Source organism: Rhizobium sp. 21-4511-3d, from assembly GCF_053522545.1.
The window spans coordinates 1-14,992 of the sequence record NZ_JBNWCF010000027.1 but is presented as its reverse complement, the minus strand read 5'-3'; the positions used below and the strand labels follow the sequence as shown (position 1 = coordinate 14,992).

Genomic DNA, 14,992 nt, shown 5'->3' with positions numbered 1-14,992 from the left:
AACCACGTTCGGCCGAAGCCCTGCCCGAAAGAAGTAGTCCGGGGCGTAAATACGCGCCGGTTCCTAGCATGCTAGTCTTTTTCTAAATCGGGCGGGACAACGACTTCCATGCACTTTCAGATCATGGGACTGCTGACGTTGGTACTTGGCGCGGCGGCACTCTATATGCCGCCGGTCTGGTCGTTCCTGTTCATGTTCGCCTCCACCGTCTTCGGCTCGGCCGCCGCCTTCAACCTGTCGGGCCTCGGCGGTGCATCGGTGCTGGTTCCCAACCTGTTTCTGGTCTTCTTCTGCATCCGCGTCATCATGAGCTGCGGCGAAGGCCGGGTGTTTGCGGCTTTCGTACCACCACGGATCGGCTTCTTCCTGCTGACGCTCACCATCTTCGGGCTGGTGACGGCAGTCTTCTTCCCGCGCCTGTTCGCCGGCATGGCCGAGACCATGGTGGTCGAGCGGCAGGTCGGCGCCCGCAGCTTCATTGCACTCACGCCGCTGCGCTTCTCCTCCAACAACATCACGCAGACGGTCTATGCGATCGGCGGCTTGCTCTGCTTCGGCTGCACATTCGCCTGGTTCCGCCGCGAAGGGATCGCCACCTCGCTGGTCACGGCGCTGATCGCCACCACCACCATCAACCTCGCCTTCGCCCTCGCCGATATCCTCACCTATTACTCGCGCACCGAATGGCTGATGGGCTTCGTGCGCACCGCCAATTACGCGCTGCTGACGGGTGCCGAAAAGGGCGGCCTGAAGCGCATTTCCGGCACCTTCCCGGAGGCGTCCGCCTTCGCCGACTATACGCTGGTGTTCTTCGCCGCGATCTCAAGCCTGTGGCTCGACGGCATCCGCACGCGCGTCACCGGCATATTGGCGCTGTCGCTGCTGGCGGCCCTGCTGCTCTCGACCTCGGCGACCGCCCTCGTCGGCGTTGCCGCGGTGATGCCCTTCCTGCTGCTGCGGGCAATCCGCGGCCGCCACGCGCTGGCAATCACCGTCGCCGCCGCCGCCTTGCCGCTGGTGGCCATCATCGTCGTCGTCGCCCTGCCCGACATGGCGGCCGGCCTCCACGACTTCCTCGACGAAATGGTGCTCTCGAAGGCCGACAGCCAATCCGGCCGCGAGCGCTTCATGTGGAATGCCGTCGCCTATGAAAGTTTCGTCAATACCTATGGCTTCGGCGCCGGCCTCGGCAGCGCCCGCGCCTCGAGCTTCGTGCTGGTGCTGCTCTCCAATCTCGGCGTCGTGGGCACGATGATCTTCGTCATCTTCGCGATCGCCGTCTTCACCGCCCGGCTGCCGAAATACGATCCGGAACGCAACGAAGACATCGCCGCCGTGCGCGCCGCCAAGCTCGGCTTCTATGCCGTGCTGGTGACGGCAACCATATCGGGCACCGTCTACGATCTCGGCCTGACCTTCTACATCCTGGCCGGTGGCGTTGCCGCCCTGTCGCTGCCGCGCTCCCTCAGCCGCCCGGCCCATAACAATCCGGCATTCCGCTTTGCGGGCGCGCATCAGGATGCTGCACAGGCCCGCTCATGAAAATCCTGGTCTTCAACGTCAAATACAGCGAGAATCTCGGCGACGGCCTGCTGGCCGATTGTATCGAGGAGACCCTGCGGGCCGAAGGCGACGAGGTGGAGACGCTGGATCTCGCCGGGCGCACCGCCGTCGGCACCAGCCGCAACCGCGCGCTCATCCTCAATATCCTCCGGCACCTGCCCGCACCGCTGCGCCGCGCCGTCGTCACCCGCGCGCTTGCAAAATCCTTGAAGGCGAGCCGCAGCCTGTGGGACGCGAAGATCGCCGCCGCGGACGCCGTCATTCTCGGTGGCGGCAACCTCTTCCAGGACGACGACCTGAATTTCCCGCTGAAGGTCGGCACGCTACTCGATTGCGTCGCCCGGTCGAAGAAGCCGCTTGCGATCTATGCGGTCGGCGTCGGCCCGCACTGGTCGGAACCGGCAAAACGGCTATTCGGCCGCCTGCTCGGCACCAATCTGAAGCATCTCTCGGTGCGTGACGGCTTTGCATACCGCAACTGGCTGCAGCATTTCCCCACCGGCCCCATTCCAGAGATCGAGCCCGATCCCGGCTTGCTGGCAGGCTCTCTCGCACCTGCCGCCTCCCCCATCCAGGGCAATGTCGGCCTCTGCGTCACCGAACCGAAGATTCTCGCCCGCCACGCCTCGCGCGCCGGCGCTGCCATTCCGCTGACCTCGGTTGCCGACTATCTGGCGCTGATTGCCGAGCTGACCGGCACCGGCTACCGCGTCACGCTCTTCTCCAACGGCGCAAGCGAAGACCAGCGGCTGGCCGAAGCGGTCTTTTCCGCCGCTGAAACTGCCGGCATCGGCACAGCAGGAGAGCTGGCACTTGCCGGCCGCCCGCAGGACCCGCAGCAGCTGCTTTCGGTCCTTGCTGAAAACAGCGTCATCGTCGCCCACCGGCTGCACGCCTGCATTGCCGCGCATGCGATGCAGATCCCTGCGATTGGCATTTCCTGGGATGGGAAAGTCGAAGGTTTCTTCAAGGCGATGGACCGCTCCGGCTTCTTTGCCGCCGCCGGAACCACCCCATCAGAGATCGCCGCGATGGTCGCCAAAGCGGAGCGCGAAGGCATCGATCCAGCCCGTCATCACGAACAAGTGACTTCAGCCAAATCTGCGCTTTTGAACGTGCGGTCGATTTTGCGCGGCGACGAATACTTTAACGCGAGTCCAAAGGCCAAAAAACGTAATAAATTGACACAGAGTGTATAAATACGAGAATTATTCTGCACCACTATTGAAAATAACCATTCCCGCAAATCTATCCCCACCAACAATGGCATCGGCGAGACAACGATAAATATTCATGTTACGATCTTCTCATATTTAATGGTTAAAAGGTAATTAAGGGGAAAGAGAACCACGAAGTTTGCTGGAGGCGGGGCGTGGCGATATACGAAGGGTCGGACCACGAAAATCTTGGGCTGGTCAGAATACAAGGGCAAAGGGTTTCGTTATCGGGCGGGAGTTACCGCGCCTATGACGACGGCGATATCGTCTTTGACCCGGAAGCCAGAAAAGCGGCGCTGCTTATTCTTGTGAGCGGCTGGGCGGTATCGTGCAAATCGCTGCCCAACGGCACGCGCGTCATTCTCGAATTCATTCTCCCCGGCGACATCATCTGGACGCCATCGGTGGCAATCGCCCGTGAGATGATCGAAGCGATTTCGCCTACTCAATTCTACGAGCTCAGCGGCATGACGCTGGCCCGCTATCTCGACAGCACCACCGGCCAGGACATCGTGATGGCCGAGATGATGCGCTGTCACGCCCGGATGTCCGAGCGCCTGGCCAATGTCGGCCGCCGCGATGCGCTTGCCCGCACCGGTCACCTTCTCCTTGAGCTTGCCGCCCGTATTGGGCCTGACCGGAAGCGCCCCGGCATGGATGGTTTCCAGTGCCCGCTGACACAATCCGATATCGGTGACGCCGTCGGCCTGTCGACCGTCCATATCAACCGCGTCCTGAAGGACTTGCGGGTCAACGGCCTTGTTTCTTTTAGAAACGGCATCGTTGAATTCCTGAATCGCAGGAAACTTGAAGAGCTTGTCGAGTTTGACGACAGTTACTTGGCGACACAACCGCAGATTATTCCGCGGTAATTCAATAGTCCGAATTAAGTAGGACAACCATTTCTGGGCTAATTACTTCTACTTTCGATATTTTAATAGAGCCTTAACCTATGTTAATGCCACCGCTTTTGGCTTCATCCATATTTACACTCAAGAGATAAATTCCGGAGCCAAGGAATTCATAAATTCTCAGCACATAGTGCTAAGTAATAATTCTCGGGCTTACTTCTCTTGCACGTTTAGTATTGAGTTCAACCAATGTAGGGGCGTGAAATGGAAGGTCTTACAACAACAAGTGATCAGATTCGAACTGACACAGCAGCTCACCTCATCTCTCTTCGCACATCGGATTCCCTGAGGCACTTTTCCTCATCTTCCCGGGCAGATGCCCAGGAAGACCTGCCGGAATACGTGCTTCTTCTGGATCCCCGTTCGCTGCAGAGCGAATGCCTGTCGCGCAGCCTTTCCGAATATGACGAGGACCTCAAGGTCATCACCGCGACCTCGATCGAAGACTGGCAGCGCAAGCGCATGCGCTTCGAGCCGGCGCTGATCCTTTGCATGATCGGCGGCAAGCACGTCTCGGACCCGGATGTGAGCGATAAGATTGCCAAGCTCACTCAGAAATTTCCATCGGTACCGGTTGTCGTCGGCGCAGAGGGCGACGAGATCCAGCAGGTGCTGAAGGCGCTGGAATGCGGAGCAAAGGGATACATTCCGGCCAATATCGGTATCGGCGTTGCCGCCGAAGCCATTGCACTTGCCCGTGCGGGCGGCGTCTTCATTCCGGCCAGCAGCCTGCTCGCCGCCAAGGAGATGATCACCTCCAGCACCACGGCAGCCAAATGCGGCGATCATTCCTTCACGCCGCGCGAAATGTCCGTCGCCGACGCTCTGCGCCGCGGCAAGTCCAACAAGATCATCGCCTATGAAATGAACCTCTGCGAAAGCACCGTGAAGGTTCACATTCGCAACATCATGAAGAAGCTGCATGCGACGAACCGCACGGAAGTCGCCTACAAAATCCGCGAGTTCGCTCAATAATGTTTCATATCGCAGGAAATTGAGCCGGAGCGCCATAAACGCTCCGGTTCTTTTTGCGTGCCGTGCATTCAGCTGCCGCCAGGCTCTAACGTCCTGAGAATGCATAACACTTTCGGCTAGCCCCCTACCCCTATTTGATCCGCCGGCCGCCGATGGAAGCGCTAGGGCGCACGCCCGCCTTCGCCGATGATGGCACCGCTTCAATCGAGGGGACATCCATGCGCGTTGCAATCGTTCATTACTGGCTCGTGTCCATGCGCGGCGGCGAAAAGGTCGTCGAGGCGCTCTGCGACATGTATCCGGAAGCGGACATCTTCACGCTGGTCTATGACGAAAGCCGCGTCTCCGAGAAGATCAAGCGCCACAAGGTGACCTCTTCCTTCCTGCAGAAGATCCCGGGCGCGGTGAAGCATTACCAGTCGCTGCTGCCGCTGATGCCCTTCGCCCTCGAAAGCCTTGATCTCAGCGGCTACGACCTGATCATCTCGAGCGAATCCGGCCCGGCCAAGGGCATCATCGCCCCGCCGCATTCGACGCATGTCTGCTACTGCCACTCGCCGATGCGCTATATCTGGGATCACTACCATTCCTATCGCGCCAATGCCGGCCTTGCCTCGCGCATGCTGCTGCCCTGGATGGCGCCGCTGCTGCGCTCCTGGGATGTCAGCACCAGCATGCGCGTCGACCGTTTCGTCGCCAACTCGCACCACGTCAGGGCCCGCATCGGCAAATACTACGGCCGCTCGGCAACAGTCATCTATCCGCCGGTTGCCGTCGACGACTACGCGCCCGCGACTGAAACCGGAGACTTCTATCTCTGCGCCGGCCAGCTCGTCTCCTACAAACGCGTCGATCTCGCCGTGCGCGCCTTCACCAAGATGGGCCGCAATCTCGTCGTCATCGGCGAAGGCAAGGAACTGGCAGCACTCAAGGCAATTGCCGGTCCGACCATCACCTTCCTCGGCCGCGCCCCCTTCCCGGTGCTCAAGGAGAAGCTCGCCCGCTGCAAGGCGCTGATCTTCCCCGGCGAAGAGGATTTCGGCCTGATCCCCGTGGAAACCATGGCGAGCGGCCGCCCGGTCATCGCCTTCGGCAGCGGCGGCGCGCTGGAAACCGTCGTCCCCGGCCTCAGCGGCGTGCTCTTCCACGAGCAGACACCTGAGGCGATCATCGACGCCGTGCACGCCTTCGAGGCAGAATCCGCCGCCTTCGACCCCGCCGCTATCCGCGAACACGCCGCCCGCTTCAGCACCCGCAATTTCAAGCTCGGCATGGATCTCGTCATTCAGGAAGAACTGCGCGCCCGCAAAACCGCCTCGCTGCAGACCACCCCCCACGGCGAAACCCGCCGCTTCCCCTTCGAACCGGCCTTCCCGGCCGCGGCGGCGGAGACCGACAGGGTGCATTGAGGCTTAGAGATGGCGGACACTGAGTGCGCCGCCCCACTTGCCGTTGAGATACTCGCAGACCAGTCTGCGATGGCAGCGGTGTGGCGTGTCTTCCGAGCATAGGAGGCAGCAGCCCTGAAACATATCAGGCCGCAACCGCTCTTCGATCTTGCGTTGCCCCATCAAATCCAGGAATACGCTTTGATAAACGCCCCAATCTCCCTTGTCCCGCTTGAAGGCCTTCAAGATGTCATCGGTGGGGGCGAGAAGCGGTTGATGAACATAGTCAGCGCCGCATATCTCTTTCAGAAAATACGAGAGATCATCTGCTTTCGCAAACCCAGCGAGCTGCGACGTGTTGTGAAGGCGAACGTCTATGACCTTCTTGACACCTGCGCTCTTTATCCTCGCAAAGAACCGCTCGGCCGTGGTTTTCGTGAAGCCGATGGTCGTCACATCAATGCTATCAGACATTATCGCGCCACGACCTGTTTTGGAGTGGGGGCCGCGAATGCGACCTTTGAAGCTTGTTCCCGATATGCGGCCGACAGGCGTGCCTCTGGACGTTCGAAGAGATCGGCTTTGTTCTTGCCGGACATATCCATGAGCATACTTTCGACGTCAATGTGGTTAAGAAGTGCGCCGGTATTCAGGATATGCCGTACCGTCCTTCCCTTTTCATGAAGCGCACGCCCGACAAGAAGGCAGCGATGGCATTCAAGCGGATCCTGCTCCGAGCACATCATTGCGATCCGGTACCGCTGCGAGCCTGATAGGACACGGTCCAAGCCCTGCGCGAATTCCGGCGTCCGCGACATTTTCTCGTAATCAGCAACGCCATCGCAGAAAAACCTGCTGTCTTTGGGACGGCCGCCAAGCTCGTTTCCAAGATAGACATAGGCTATGCCATCGGCCTTCAATTCTTCCTGGAGGTCCTCCCGATTGAAATGCGGGTAATAGCGGGAATAGGGGGCCGTTCGAACATCGGCAACAGCGGTCACCGATGCACTTCTCAGGAGAGACAGGAAGTCTTCATAGGACAGGCTTGAATGACCAATGGTCAGAACTTCGGTAGCGCTCATCGGCCTTTTCTCCGTCATATGCAGCCAGCCGGCCGCCTTACAGTAACTCAGCGCGATATGAACTCACACGACCACGATCGACATTCTGGATATACTGCCAATTGTTGAGCGTTTCAGAAAAAATATACCCCGTTGATCTGCGCGAAGCACGAGTCAGGAATGTCGTTCATCGGTCGGCTCAAGCCAAGCCTTACATGTATTTTCGAGCTAGCCTTCACTTGTTCATTTAGCTTATTCGCGCCAAGCGTCCTAGCCGCATCCGCAGGAACCGAGAAATCATAGCGCTTATTGTCTTCAATGATCGAAGCACGAAGCCTGTGCTTACCCCCATCCCCTGTTTCGTAAAAGTGGATTTGATGTGGATCAATCTCAATCGCGTCCAAAGAACCGGTCTTAGTACCCGCGTGAACGTATGAAGTACCCGTGCTAGTACGTGACAAATTTCCCTCGAACGCAGACTTCAGCGCAGAAGCAAAAGTGTCAGAGGGGACTTCTGCGAGTTTGTCTACGTCTAGCTTCTCGAATAACTTGGCATCTCCCGCAATTCGATCCTCGGTCGCGTGAGGGAAAGAAAAATTATCCGGCGGGTCATCGAGATCTAACCTAACAAGATTCCCGACTTCAAAAAGCTTTCCAGTACCGACATACTGGGTGTCCCAAAAACGCGACGCCTCTCCAGTGGCCGTAGCAGTAGATGGCTCTGGCCGTATCATTCTGTTCCGTTCAACGTCCCATCCCGCGACACAGAACAAGGTTCCATACCGAGTTAGATCAGTGATTATCAATTTGTAAATACTCATCGGCCCCTCCTCATTGTAAGCGGTACAAAGATGACGATAGGCAGATTCAATTTCAAGTAGAGTAAATTTACTTTTGCTCCGACGCTAGCGGGCTCACGCCATGTGACCACTACGCGGAAAGCGTGATTCTCATCCGGGAACAACTGATAACGTGCATCGTTTTCTCCCCGCAAACCGAGCTAAGGAGAAACGAAAATGTACAAGATCCTACTTGTGTCCAGCGCGCTGGCGCTGTCGTCCCTGGCCACGAATGCGCTGGCTGATGGTGCTGTGACCGGCGCTGCCGGTGGTGCTGTGACGGGTGCAATTGTCGGCGGCCCCGTGGGCGCTGCCGTGGGTGGTGTCGCAGGCGCCGTTGCCGGTGCCGTGATCGATCCGCCGCCGCGCGAGGTCGTCACCTATGTCGAGGCCCAGCCCGCCCCGCCGCAGGCCGTGGTCGTTCAGCAGCCGATCGTCGTCGGCAAGCCGCTTCCGGCCGAAGTGCAGGTCATGCCGGTGCCGGAAAATCCGAAATATGCTTACACGGTGGTCAACAACCAGCGTGTGATCGTCGAGCCGCAGACGCACCGTGTCGTGCAGGTCATCCAGTAACGATCCCGGCTGCAGGCAACGCTCCAGACCCCGCTTCGGCGGGGTCTTTTCGCTTGCGGAGGTGCAGGCGAAAAGCGAGGCGGCGAAGAAGCGAAAGACGCGGCGGCGCGAGCAGCACCGGCAAATCGTCTACCGGGATGCGATCGCCATAGAGCTTGCCCTGATCGAGCGAGACGATGCTGAGTGCCGAGAGCATGGAAACCTCCCCTGATGGTCAGGTCATCCTGCGGCAGCGCGGCGCGCGGATCCTTAAGCCGCGCGTGAAAACTTCCTAAAAGATGCAAAGGCTATTCCGCCTGCAGCCCGGCAAGCGCCAGGCCTTCCAGCACGATTGCGAACCGGCTCGGGTCCTTCGCCGGCTGCCCAGCCCGGATGCTGGCGAGCGAGACGCCGGGCGCGATCCGGCGCAGGCTTTCGAGATGGCGATGCGCCTCGCCGAGCTCGCCGCGATGGGCATGGGCGGCGATCAGCATCCAATAGGTGGCATCGAAATGCGCATTCAGCGCCAGGGATCGCGTCGCCCAGGAGATCGCCACCTCGAAATCCCGCTTAAACAGGGCCGCCATGGCAAGTCCCGTCAGCGAGAAGCGGGCATCGGCATCGCGCGGGCCGAGGGCCACGGCACGCTGTAGGCGCTCGACGCCGGTGCAAACATCGCCGCAATGAAGCAGGGCGATGCCCGAGGCGGCAGCGACCATCAAGTCATTGGGATTGGCCGCGAAAGCCGCCTCCAGCACGGCGACGCCGCCCTCGTAATCCCGCCCCGCCTGCAGCAGCGCCATGCCGCAATGGGTCATCACCCGCGGATCGCCGGCGCAATACTGCAAAGCGCGGCGCGCCAGCTCGACGCTCTCGCCCGCATCATCTGCGGTAAAGGGCGGCCAGCCCATCGCGTGCCGGTGCTCGAGCACCCAGGCGGCATGCGACAGCAGCATCGCATTGTCCGGCTCGATCGTCAGCGCCTGCTGCAGCAGCGCATGCGCCGCCGCATTGCCCTCCATCGACTCGTCATGAAGGGCTGCGAGCGCCCGGAGATAAAGATCGTAGACGGCAACGCTCTGCGGCCGCTCGCGGCGCGAGCGCTGCATCTCGGCAATCTCGATCGAGGGTTCGACCGTGGAGGCGACGCGCTCGGTGATCAGATCCTGGAAGTCGAAGATATGGCCGATGACATCCTCGAAACGCTCAGCCCAGAGATGCCCCGCCGTGACGCCATCGACCAGCTGGACATCGAGGCGGATACGCTCCCCATCGCGCCTGACGCTGCCTTCGAGGAGATAACGCACGCCAAGCTCCGTTGCCGCCTGGCGGATGTCGACGGCCCGGCCCTTATAGGCGAAGGAAGAACTGCGCGACACGACCGAGAAGGAGCGGAAACGCGCCAGCGCCGTGATGATCTCGGCCGCCACGCCATCGGCGAAATAGTCCTGCTCGGCCCCGGCGCCGAGATTGACGAAGGGCAGGACGGCAACGGCGGGCGGATGCGGATCATCGGCGGCAACGGCACTTTCCAGCGCCAGCCGGTAGCCGAGCCGCGGGATCGTCACGATCCATTCGGTGCCATCGCCGCGCTGGCCGAGCGCCTTGCGCAGCGCTGCGATCTGCACCGTCAGATTGCCCTCTTCGACGGCGAGACCCGGCCAGCCGCATTCCATCAGCGCGGCCTTGGAGACGGCCTTGCCCTCCTCCGCCGCAAGTGCCGCCAGCAGGAGAGCGCTCTTCCGGCCGATCGCCATGGGCTTGCCCTCCCGCGCCAGATCACCCGTCGCGACATCGATGCGGAATGGACCGAAGGAGACAACCGGCTTGCCCATGCGCCACAATAGCGCGGAACCGGGTGCAGGGAGAAACGGATTCAGCCAGGGATGCAGGGGCCGCAGCAGCAGGGATGCAGGGGCCGCAGCAGCAGAGCTGCGGCCCTCTGATCGTCACACCTTCAGCTCGCGCCTGTCGCGCTCGGTAACGACGGAGAGGTCGATCACCTTCTGCAAGTTGGCGGCATGGCGGAAGTTCGGATCGGGCTGAACGCCGGTCATCACCGCTTCGGCGAAGCGCTGGTAGTTGGTCGGCACGGCGGGAACCTCGATATCGCTCCAGGTCGCCGTCTCCACATCGTCTCCAAGGCAGCCGCGCAGCGACGAGCCGTTGGGATTGTGGTTCACCTCCAGGCTGCCGCGCTCGCCATAGATGCGCAGTTTCAGCTCGTTCAGATGCCCCGTCGCCCAGCGGCTGGCATGGACGACGCCGAGCGCGCCATTGGCGAAATCGACCGACATGGTGAAGCTGTCATTGGCATCCAGCATATATTCGCCGATCTGGCCGCCCGGCGCCTTGTTGAAGGTCTTCAGGCGGGCAAAGACATGGTCGATATCGGTCGCAGCACCATAGGCCGCGAAGTCCAGAATGTGGATGCCGACATCGCCGAGCACGCCGTTCGAGCCGTGGCCGGTCGACAGGCGCCAGAGCCAGGTCGATTCCGTGCGCCAGTCGCCCCAGGCGCGCGACACGAGCCAGCTCTGCAGATAGGAGGCTTCGACATGCTTGATCGTGCCGAGCTCGCCCGACAGCACCATTTCGCGGGCGCGCTGCAGCGGCGCGACATTGCGATAGGTGAGGTTGACCATGTTGATGACACCGGCGGCCTCAGCCGCTTCCGTCATCTCCAGCGCCTTCGGATAATTCTCCGCCAGCGGCTTTTCGCAGAAGACGTGCTTGCCCGCTGCAATCAGCGCCATGGTCGTCGGGTGGTGGATCCTGTCAGGCGTCACATTGGTCGCCGCGTCGAATTCGCCCCAGGCGATCGCCTCGTCGAGGGTCAGGAAACGCTTTTCGATGTTGAACTTGTCGGCGAAGGCCGCAAGGCGGACGGTGTCGGTATCGACAGCGCCGACCACTTCCACGCCGTCAATGCGGGTAAAGTGGTCGAGCTGGTTCTTCGCCATCACGCCCGTTCCGAGAACGAGTAGTCGCATGGATGCTCCTCAGCGGTAACCGGCTTCGCCGGCCTGGTGCAATCTTGGGCCGCGTTCTTCGATCGGCTCCAGTGCCTTCTCAACCGGCACATTTGGAGCATCGTGGATCGCAGTCAACGCGCCGGCCGGGTTATGGGCCCATTTAACGCCGTTGATCAGCACCTTCTTGACGTTGGCGTCGTGATAGGTCGGGTAGGTTTCGTGACCCGGGCGGAAATAGAAGATGTTGCCGGCGCCGCGCCGCCAGGTCATGCCCGAGCGGAACACTTCGCCGCCCTGGAACCAGGAGATGAACACCGTTTCCAGTGGCTCGGGAACCGAGAACTGCTCGCCATACATCTCTTCGTTCTCGAGCACGAAATTCTCGTCGAGACCGGCCGCGATCGGATGGCGCGGATTGATGACCCAGAGCCGCTCGCGCTCGCCCGCCTCACGCCATTTCAGCGCGCAGGGCGTGCCCATCAGCCGCTTGAAGATCTTCGAGAAATGGCCGGAATGCAGCACGATCAGACCCATGCCCTCCCAGACGCGCTTGGCGACGCGCTCGACGATCTCGTCGGAAACGGCCCCGTGATCCTTGTGGCCCCACCAGAGCAGCACGTCGGTCTCGTCGAGACGCGACTGCGGCAGGCCATGTTCGGCCTCCTGCAGCGTTGCAGTCGTCGCGTTGATGCCGGGGTCGCTGTTCAGCGCCTTGGCAATCGTCGTGTGCATGCCCTCCGGGTAGATCCCCCTGACGATCTCATTGGTATTCTCGTGAATATTCTCTCCCCAGACGACGGTACGAATGGCCATGCTGGTGCTCCTCTAGGCTTTCGGGGTTGTCAAAACTGGCAGGTCGAGAAGAATTCAAAGCGCTTTGGGAAAATGCTCAAAACTGCGCCGTGCCTCCTCCAAGTCACAAGAAGACATAGACCTTTGGCCGCAATTTGACAAAGGGGAAAATTCCGCGCGGCGATGCGGCGCAGGAATACGCACAAACCCTAATGAAATCAGTGCGAAACGGATTTCGAGAACAGATTGACGACGAGCACGCCGGTAATGATGAGCCCAAGGCCGATCATCGCCGGAAGATCGAGGCGCTGCTTGAAACAGATGAGCCCGACGGCGGAAATCAGCACGATTCCCAAAGCGCTCCAAATCGCATAGGCGATGCCGACGGGGATCGATTTCAGCGTCAGCGACAGCACGTAGAAGGCCGCCGCATAGCAGATGACGACCACGGCGGCCGGCAGCAGCCGCGTGAATTGCTGCGACATCTGCAGCGCCGTCGTGCCGATGACTTCGAGCACGATCGCGAGGAAAAGCAGCGCATAGACGGCAGCCGGGTTCATGGTCATCAATCCTGGAATTATCGCTTGGTCAGTTCGCCGAGCCGCGCAATCAGCGCCCGGCGCTCGGCGGGGCCGAGATCGTGGCTCTCCGTCGTATCCGAAAGCCACAGCCCGTCCGCCGCAAAGCGGACGATCTGCGCGTCGACGGAGGAATCGGTGCCGACATATTCGTCGGCCCTCGCCTGCACCCATTCGCGCCAGCGCTGGCGAAGCCGCGGCTCGGCGAGCATGGCGATCGTCACCTGCGCCCAATGACGCGAGTCCTCGCGGTCGTCCTGGATATCGGCGACAGCCAGCAGATAGGCCCGCGTGAAGCGGCCATGCGAGACCGGATCGACGCGCATCCGCTCCTCGATATCGGCATCGAAACGCTCGAGCAGACTCTCGAACAGCGCATCGAGCAGCGCATTCTTCGTCGGGAAGTGATGCAGCAGCCCGCCCTTGCTGACGCCGGACGCGCCGGAGACCGCATCGAGCGTCACCGACGCCATGCCATTCTCCGTCGCCAGACGCGCGGCGACGTCCAGCAGCTGCCGGCGGACGAGTTCGGGTTGTTTCTTGCGGTGATGCGCGAGTGCCATGATCACTAAAAATACCGGCTGGACGGTTTTGTCAATCGAAATCGAGGGAACCGCCTGCAGCTGCGGGCATTTGGACGAATTGCCGCGCCTTGGAGCCATCAGGTTGCGCTCGCCGCCTGTCCGTTGCATGACAGATGCGGGGTATCAAGGGATGGTTCAGTGGCTGAAGAGGTAATCACGCTCTATCAGGCGATCGGTGGCGACGACACGGTAAAGGCGCTGTCGCACCGCTTCTACGAGCTGATGGATACGCTGCCGGAGGCAAGGCATGTGCGGGCTGTTCACCCGCCGAGCCTCACGGGCAGCGAAGAGAAATTCTACGAATATCTGACCGGCTATCTCGGCGGCCCGCCGCTCTATACCGACAAGCGCGGCCATCCGCGCCTGCGCAGCCGCCATTTCGTCGCGGAGATCGGCCCGGTCGAGCGCGACGAATGGCTGCTCTGCTTCCGCCAGGCGATGGACGAGACGATCGCCAATCCGAAACTCCGCGAAATCATCTGGCCGCCGATCGAGCGGCTCGCCTTCCACATGCAGAACAAGGAATAGAGCGCATGCTCGACAATCACCGCATCGCGCCCCTCTTCTTCCTGTTCGCAGGCCTCTTCGGCGTCGCCGGTGTCGGCCTTGCCGCCGTCGCCGCCCATGGCGGCGGCGATGCCAGCCTCGCCGCCTCGGCCTCAGCCATGTGCCTCGCCCACGCACCCGCCCTGCTCGGCCTGGCGCTCGCAGGCGAGAAGCTGAAAACCGCCTGGCTGGCCGGTTTGCTGATGATTCTGGGTACCGCGCTCTTTTCCGGCGACCTCGTATCGCTGCGTTTCGCCGGGCACGGCCTCTTCCCCTATGCGGCGCCGACAGGCGGCTGGGCGATGATGCTCGGCTGGCTCGCGATCGCCATCGGCGGCTTCCTGCGCCGCCCGGCCCGATGACCGCCACCACGATCCGCCCGGCACACAAGGACGAGCTCGAAACGCTGCGCGCCATCGAGATGGATGCTGCAGGCGCGCTGATCGACGCCGGCGTCCCCTTCCCGGGCGAGCCGCATCCGCTTTCGCTGGGCCAGCTCGGCGCTTACCTGGCGGACGGCCTGCTGCTCGTTGCAGCGGACGGCGATGATGTGGCGGTTGGTTTCCTTGCCGCAGAGGAGATCGACGGCATGCTCTATATCGCCGAGGTCGACGTGATCAGGCACCTCCACGGCAACGGCATCGGCCGGTCGCTGATGCTGGCGGCGATCGATATTGCGCGGGCACGCGGGCTGTCGGCGGCGATGCTGACGACGGACCGGTTTGTCGTGTTCAATTATCGGTTCTACCGGTCGATGGGATTTGAGGAACCGACTGATATGCCCGCGGGGTTGCGGACGATCCTGGAGGGCGAGATCGCCAACGGCATGGATGCCGCGCGGCGCGCGGGGATGGTGCGGGGGCTTTGAGGGTGGCGGGCGGATAGTGTCGAGCCCGCGGCCCCCTCACCCTAGCCCTCTCCCCGAGGGGAGAGCGACTGTCTTCTGCGTCAAGCGTCTTGCCATGGTTTGTTGTCCCTGATGATGGCGTTGAGGATGGTGAGGAGCTTTCG

General features: G+C 61.3%; 18 protein-coding genes. 9 read left to right on the top strand and 9 right to left on the bottom strand.

All coding sequences use genetic code 11. From position 1 onward, the window contains the following. The first annotated feature begins 108 nt into the window (after positions 1-108). The 5 genes from ACQZ5H_RS32130 to ACQZ5H_RS32110 all read left to right on the top strand — a co-directional run bounded on the left by ACQZ5H_RS32130 (position 109) and on the right by ACQZ5H_RS32110 (position 6,075). A complete protein-coding gene (locus ACQZ5H_RS32130) occupies positions 109-1,542 on the top strand; it encodes a hypothetical protein (protein WP_449100166.1) in 1,434 nt (477 codons plus the stop codon). Then, positions 1,539-2,762: a polysaccharide pyruvyl transferase family protein gene (locus ACQZ5H_RS32125; RefSeq protein WP_449100165.1), complete on the top strand. Its 1,224-nt coding sequence runs from the start codon at positions 1,539-1,541 to the stop codon at positions 2,760-2,762. The genes ACQZ5H_RS32130 and ACQZ5H_RS32125 overlap by 4 nt, the downstream gene beginning before the upstream one ends. A gap of 173 nt (positions 2,763-2,935) precedes the next feature. Then, positions 2,936-3,652: a Crp/Fnr family transcriptional regulator gene (locus ACQZ5H_RS32120; protein WP_246777448.1), complete on the top strand. Its 717-nt coding sequence runs from the start codon at positions 2,936-2,938 to the stop codon at positions 3,650-3,652. Positions 3,653-4,033: 381 nt separating this feature from the next. Further along, positions 4,034-4,666: a LuxR C-terminal-related transcriptional regulator gene (locus ACQZ5H_RS32115; RefSeq protein ID WP_449100164.1), complete on the top strand. Its 633-nt coding sequence runs from the start codon at positions 4,034-4,036 to the stop codon at positions 4,664-4,666. Positions 4,667-4,884: 218 nt separating this feature from the next. After that, positions 4,885-6,075 carry a glycosyltransferase gene (locus ACQZ5H_RS32110; RefSeq protein WP_449100163.1) on the top strand — a complete coding sequence of 397 codons (1,191 nt, stop codon included), beginning with the start codon at positions 4,885-4,887 and terminating at the stop codon, positions 6,073-6,075. 3 nt (positions 6,076-6,078) lie between these two features. On the opposite strand, the gene ACQZ5H_RS32105 is transcribed toward ACQZ5H_RS32110, so the two are convergent. From ACQZ5H_RS32105 to ACQZ5H_RS32095, 3 genes are all read right to left on the bottom strand, one after another. Continuing rightward, on the bottom strand, positions 6,079-6,528 hold the full coding sequence (locus ACQZ5H_RS32105; protein ID WP_449100162.1) for a DUF488 domain-containing protein: 450 nt from the start codon (positions 6,526-6,528) through the stop codon (positions 6,079-6,081). Next, entirely contained in the window at positions 6,528-7,136 is a 609-nt protein-coding gene (locus ACQZ5H_RS32100; RefSeq protein WP_449100161.1) for a DUF488 domain-containing protein, read from the bottom strand. The genes ACQZ5H_RS32105 and ACQZ5H_RS32100 overlap by 1 nt, the downstream gene beginning before the upstream one ends. Positions 7,137-7,249: 113 nt before the next feature. Beyond that, complete coding sequence (locus ACQZ5H_RS32095) at positions 7,250-7,936, bottom strand: dual OB domain-containing protein (RefSeq protein ID WP_449100160.1); 687 nt, start codon at positions 7,934-7,936, stop codon at positions 7,250-7,252. A gap of 195 nt (positions 7,937-8,131) precedes the next feature. Between ACQZ5H_RS32095 and ACQZ5H_RS32090 the strand changes: the two genes are divergently transcribed. Continuing rightward, the gene (locus tag ACQZ5H_RS32090) at positions 8,132-8,527 is read left to right on the top strand and encodes a DUF1236 domain-containing protein (protein WP_112711361.1); all 396 of its coding nucleotides are present in this window, start codon (positions 8,132-8,134) and stop codon (positions 8,525-8,527) included. On the opposite strand, the gene ACQZ5H_RS32085 is transcribed toward ACQZ5H_RS32090, so the two are convergent. The 6 genes from ACQZ5H_RS32085 to ACQZ5H_RS32060 form a co-directional block, all read right to left on the bottom strand. Continuing rightward, positions 8,517-8,723 carry a hypothetical protein gene (locus ACQZ5H_RS32085; protein WP_449100159.1) on the bottom strand — a complete coding sequence of 69 codons (207 nt, stop codon included), beginning with the start codon at positions 8,721-8,723 and terminating at the stop codon, positions 8,517-8,519. The genes ACQZ5H_RS32090 and ACQZ5H_RS32085 overlap by 11 nt on opposite strands. A gap of 91 nt (positions 8,724-8,814) precedes the next feature. Next, on the bottom strand, positions 8,815-10,341 hold the full coding sequence (locus ACQZ5H_RS32080) for a winged helix-turn-helix domain-containing tetratricopeptide repeat protein (RefSeq protein ID WP_449100158.1): 1,527 nt from the start codon (positions 10,339-10,341) through the stop codon (positions 8,815-8,817). Between the two features lie 114 nt (positions 10,342-10,455). Next, positions 10,456-11,499, bottom strand: coding sequence for a Gfo/Idh/MocA family protein (locus tag ACQZ5H_RS32075; protein WP_199627567.1), 1,044 nt, complete (start codon positions 11,497-11,499; stop codon positions 10,456-10,458). Positions 11,500-11,508: 9 nt separating this feature from the next. Further along, the gene (locus ACQZ5H_RS32070) at positions 11,509-12,294 is read right to left on the bottom strand and encodes a ThuA domain-containing protein (RefSeq protein ID WP_130283894.1); all 786 of its coding nucleotides are present in this window, start codon (positions 12,292-12,294) and stop codon (positions 11,509-11,511) included. A 197-nt stretch (positions 12,295-12,491) separates the two neighbouring features. Then, positions 12,492-12,833, bottom strand: a complete 342-nt coding sequence (locus tag ACQZ5H_RS32065) for an SMR family transporter (protein WP_130283895.1) — start codon at positions 12,831-12,833, stop codon at positions 12,492-12,494. Positions 12,834-12,850: 17 nt separating this feature from the next. After that, positions 12,851-13,414, bottom strand: a complete 564-nt coding sequence (locus ACQZ5H_RS32060) for a TetR/AcrR family transcriptional regulator (protein ID WP_112711463.1) — start codon at positions 13,412-13,414, stop codon at positions 12,851-12,853. Positions 13,415-13,573: 159 nt separating this feature from the next. Between ACQZ5H_RS32060 and ACQZ5H_RS32055 the strand changes: the two genes are divergently transcribed. From ACQZ5H_RS32055 to ACQZ5H_RS32045, 3 genes are read left to right on the top strand one after another with little or no spacing between them, the layout of a single operon-like run. Then, on the top strand, positions 13,574-13,963 hold the full coding sequence (locus ACQZ5H_RS32055; protein ID WP_199627571.1) for a group II truncated hemoglobin: 390 nt from the start codon (positions 13,574-13,576) through the stop codon (positions 13,961-13,963). 5 nt (positions 13,964-13,968) lie between these two features. Further along, positions 13,969-14,343: a DUF423 domain-containing protein gene (locus ACQZ5H_RS32050; RefSeq protein ID WP_449100157.1), complete on the top strand. Its 375-nt coding sequence runs from the start codon at positions 13,969-13,971 to the stop codon at positions 14,341-14,343. Further along, a complete protein-coding gene (locus ACQZ5H_RS32045; RefSeq protein WP_449100156.1) occupies positions 14,340-14,849 on the top strand; it encodes a GNAT family N-acetyltransferase in 510 nt (169 codons plus the stop codon). The genes ACQZ5H_RS32050 and ACQZ5H_RS32045 overlap by 4 nt, the downstream gene beginning before the upstream one ends. Positions 14,850-14,992 lie beyond the last annotated feature (143 nt).

What these genes read in the sequence shown, in the direction of transcription:
- ACQZ5H_RS32085 (WP_449100159.1), bottom strand. Translation starts at nt 8,723, where the DNA reads ATGCTCTCGGCACTCAGCATCGTCTCGCTCGATCAGGGCAAGCTCTAT.
- ACQZ5H_RS32065 (WP_130283895.1), bottom strand. Translation starts at nt 12,833, where the DNA reads ATGAACCCGGCTGCCGTCTATGCGCTGCTTTTCCTCGCGATCGTGCTC.
- ACQZ5H_RS32060 (WP_112711463.1), bottom strand. Translation starts at nt 13,414, where the DNA reads ATGGCACTCGCGCATCACCGCAAGAAACAACCCGAACTCGTCCGCCGG.
- ACQZ5H_RS32050 (WP_449100157.1), top strand. Translation starts at nt 13,969, where the DNA reads ATGCTCGACAATCACCGCATCGCGCCCCTCTTCTTCCTGTTCGCAGGC.
- ACQZ5H_RS32130 (WP_449100166.1), top strand. Translation starts at nt 109, where the DNA reads ATGCACTTTCAGATCATGGGACTGCTGACGTTGGTACTTGGCGCGGCG.
- ACQZ5H_RS32090 (WP_112711361.1), top strand. Translation starts at nt 8,132, where the DNA reads ATGTACAAGATCCTACTTGTGTCCAGCGCGCTGGCGCTGTCGTCCCTG.
- ACQZ5H_RS32110 (WP_449100163.1), top strand. Translation starts at nt 4,885, where the DNA reads ATGCGCGTTGCAATCGTTCATTACTGGCTCGTGTCCATGCGCGGCGGC.
- ACQZ5H_RS32095 (WP_449100160.1), bottom strand. Translation starts at nt 7,936, where the DNA reads ATGAGTATTTACAAATTGATAATCACTGATCTAACTCGGTATGGAACC.
- ACQZ5H_RS32100 (WP_449100161.1), bottom strand. Translation starts at nt 7,136, where the DNA reads ATGAGCGCTACCGAAGTTCTGACCATTGGTCATTCAAGCCTGTCCTAT.
- ACQZ5H_RS32045 (WP_449100156.1), top strand. Translation starts at nt 14,340, where the DNA reads ATGACCGCCACCACGATCCGCCCGGCACACAAGGACGAGCTCGAAACG.
- ACQZ5H_RS32075 (WP_199627567.1), bottom strand. Translation starts at nt 11,499, where the DNA reads ATGCGACTACTCGTTCTCGGAACGGGCGTGATGGCGAAGAACCAGCTC.
- ACQZ5H_RS32125 (WP_449100165.1), top strand. Translation starts at nt 1,539, where the DNA reads ATGAAAATCCTGGTCTTCAACGTCAAATACAGCGAGAATCTCGGCGAC.
- ACQZ5H_RS32105 (WP_449100162.1), bottom strand. Translation starts at nt 6,528, where the DNA reads ATGTCTGATAGCATTGATGTGACGACCATCGGCTTCACGAAAACCACG.
- ACQZ5H_RS32070 (WP_130283894.1), bottom strand. Translation starts at nt 12,294, where the DNA reads ATGGCCATTCGTACCGTCGTCTGGGGAGAGAATATTCACGAGAATACC.
- ACQZ5H_RS32080 (WP_449100158.1), bottom strand. Translation starts at nt 10,341, where the DNA reads ATGGGCAAGCCGGTTGTCTCCTTCGGTCCATTCCGCATCGATGTCGCG.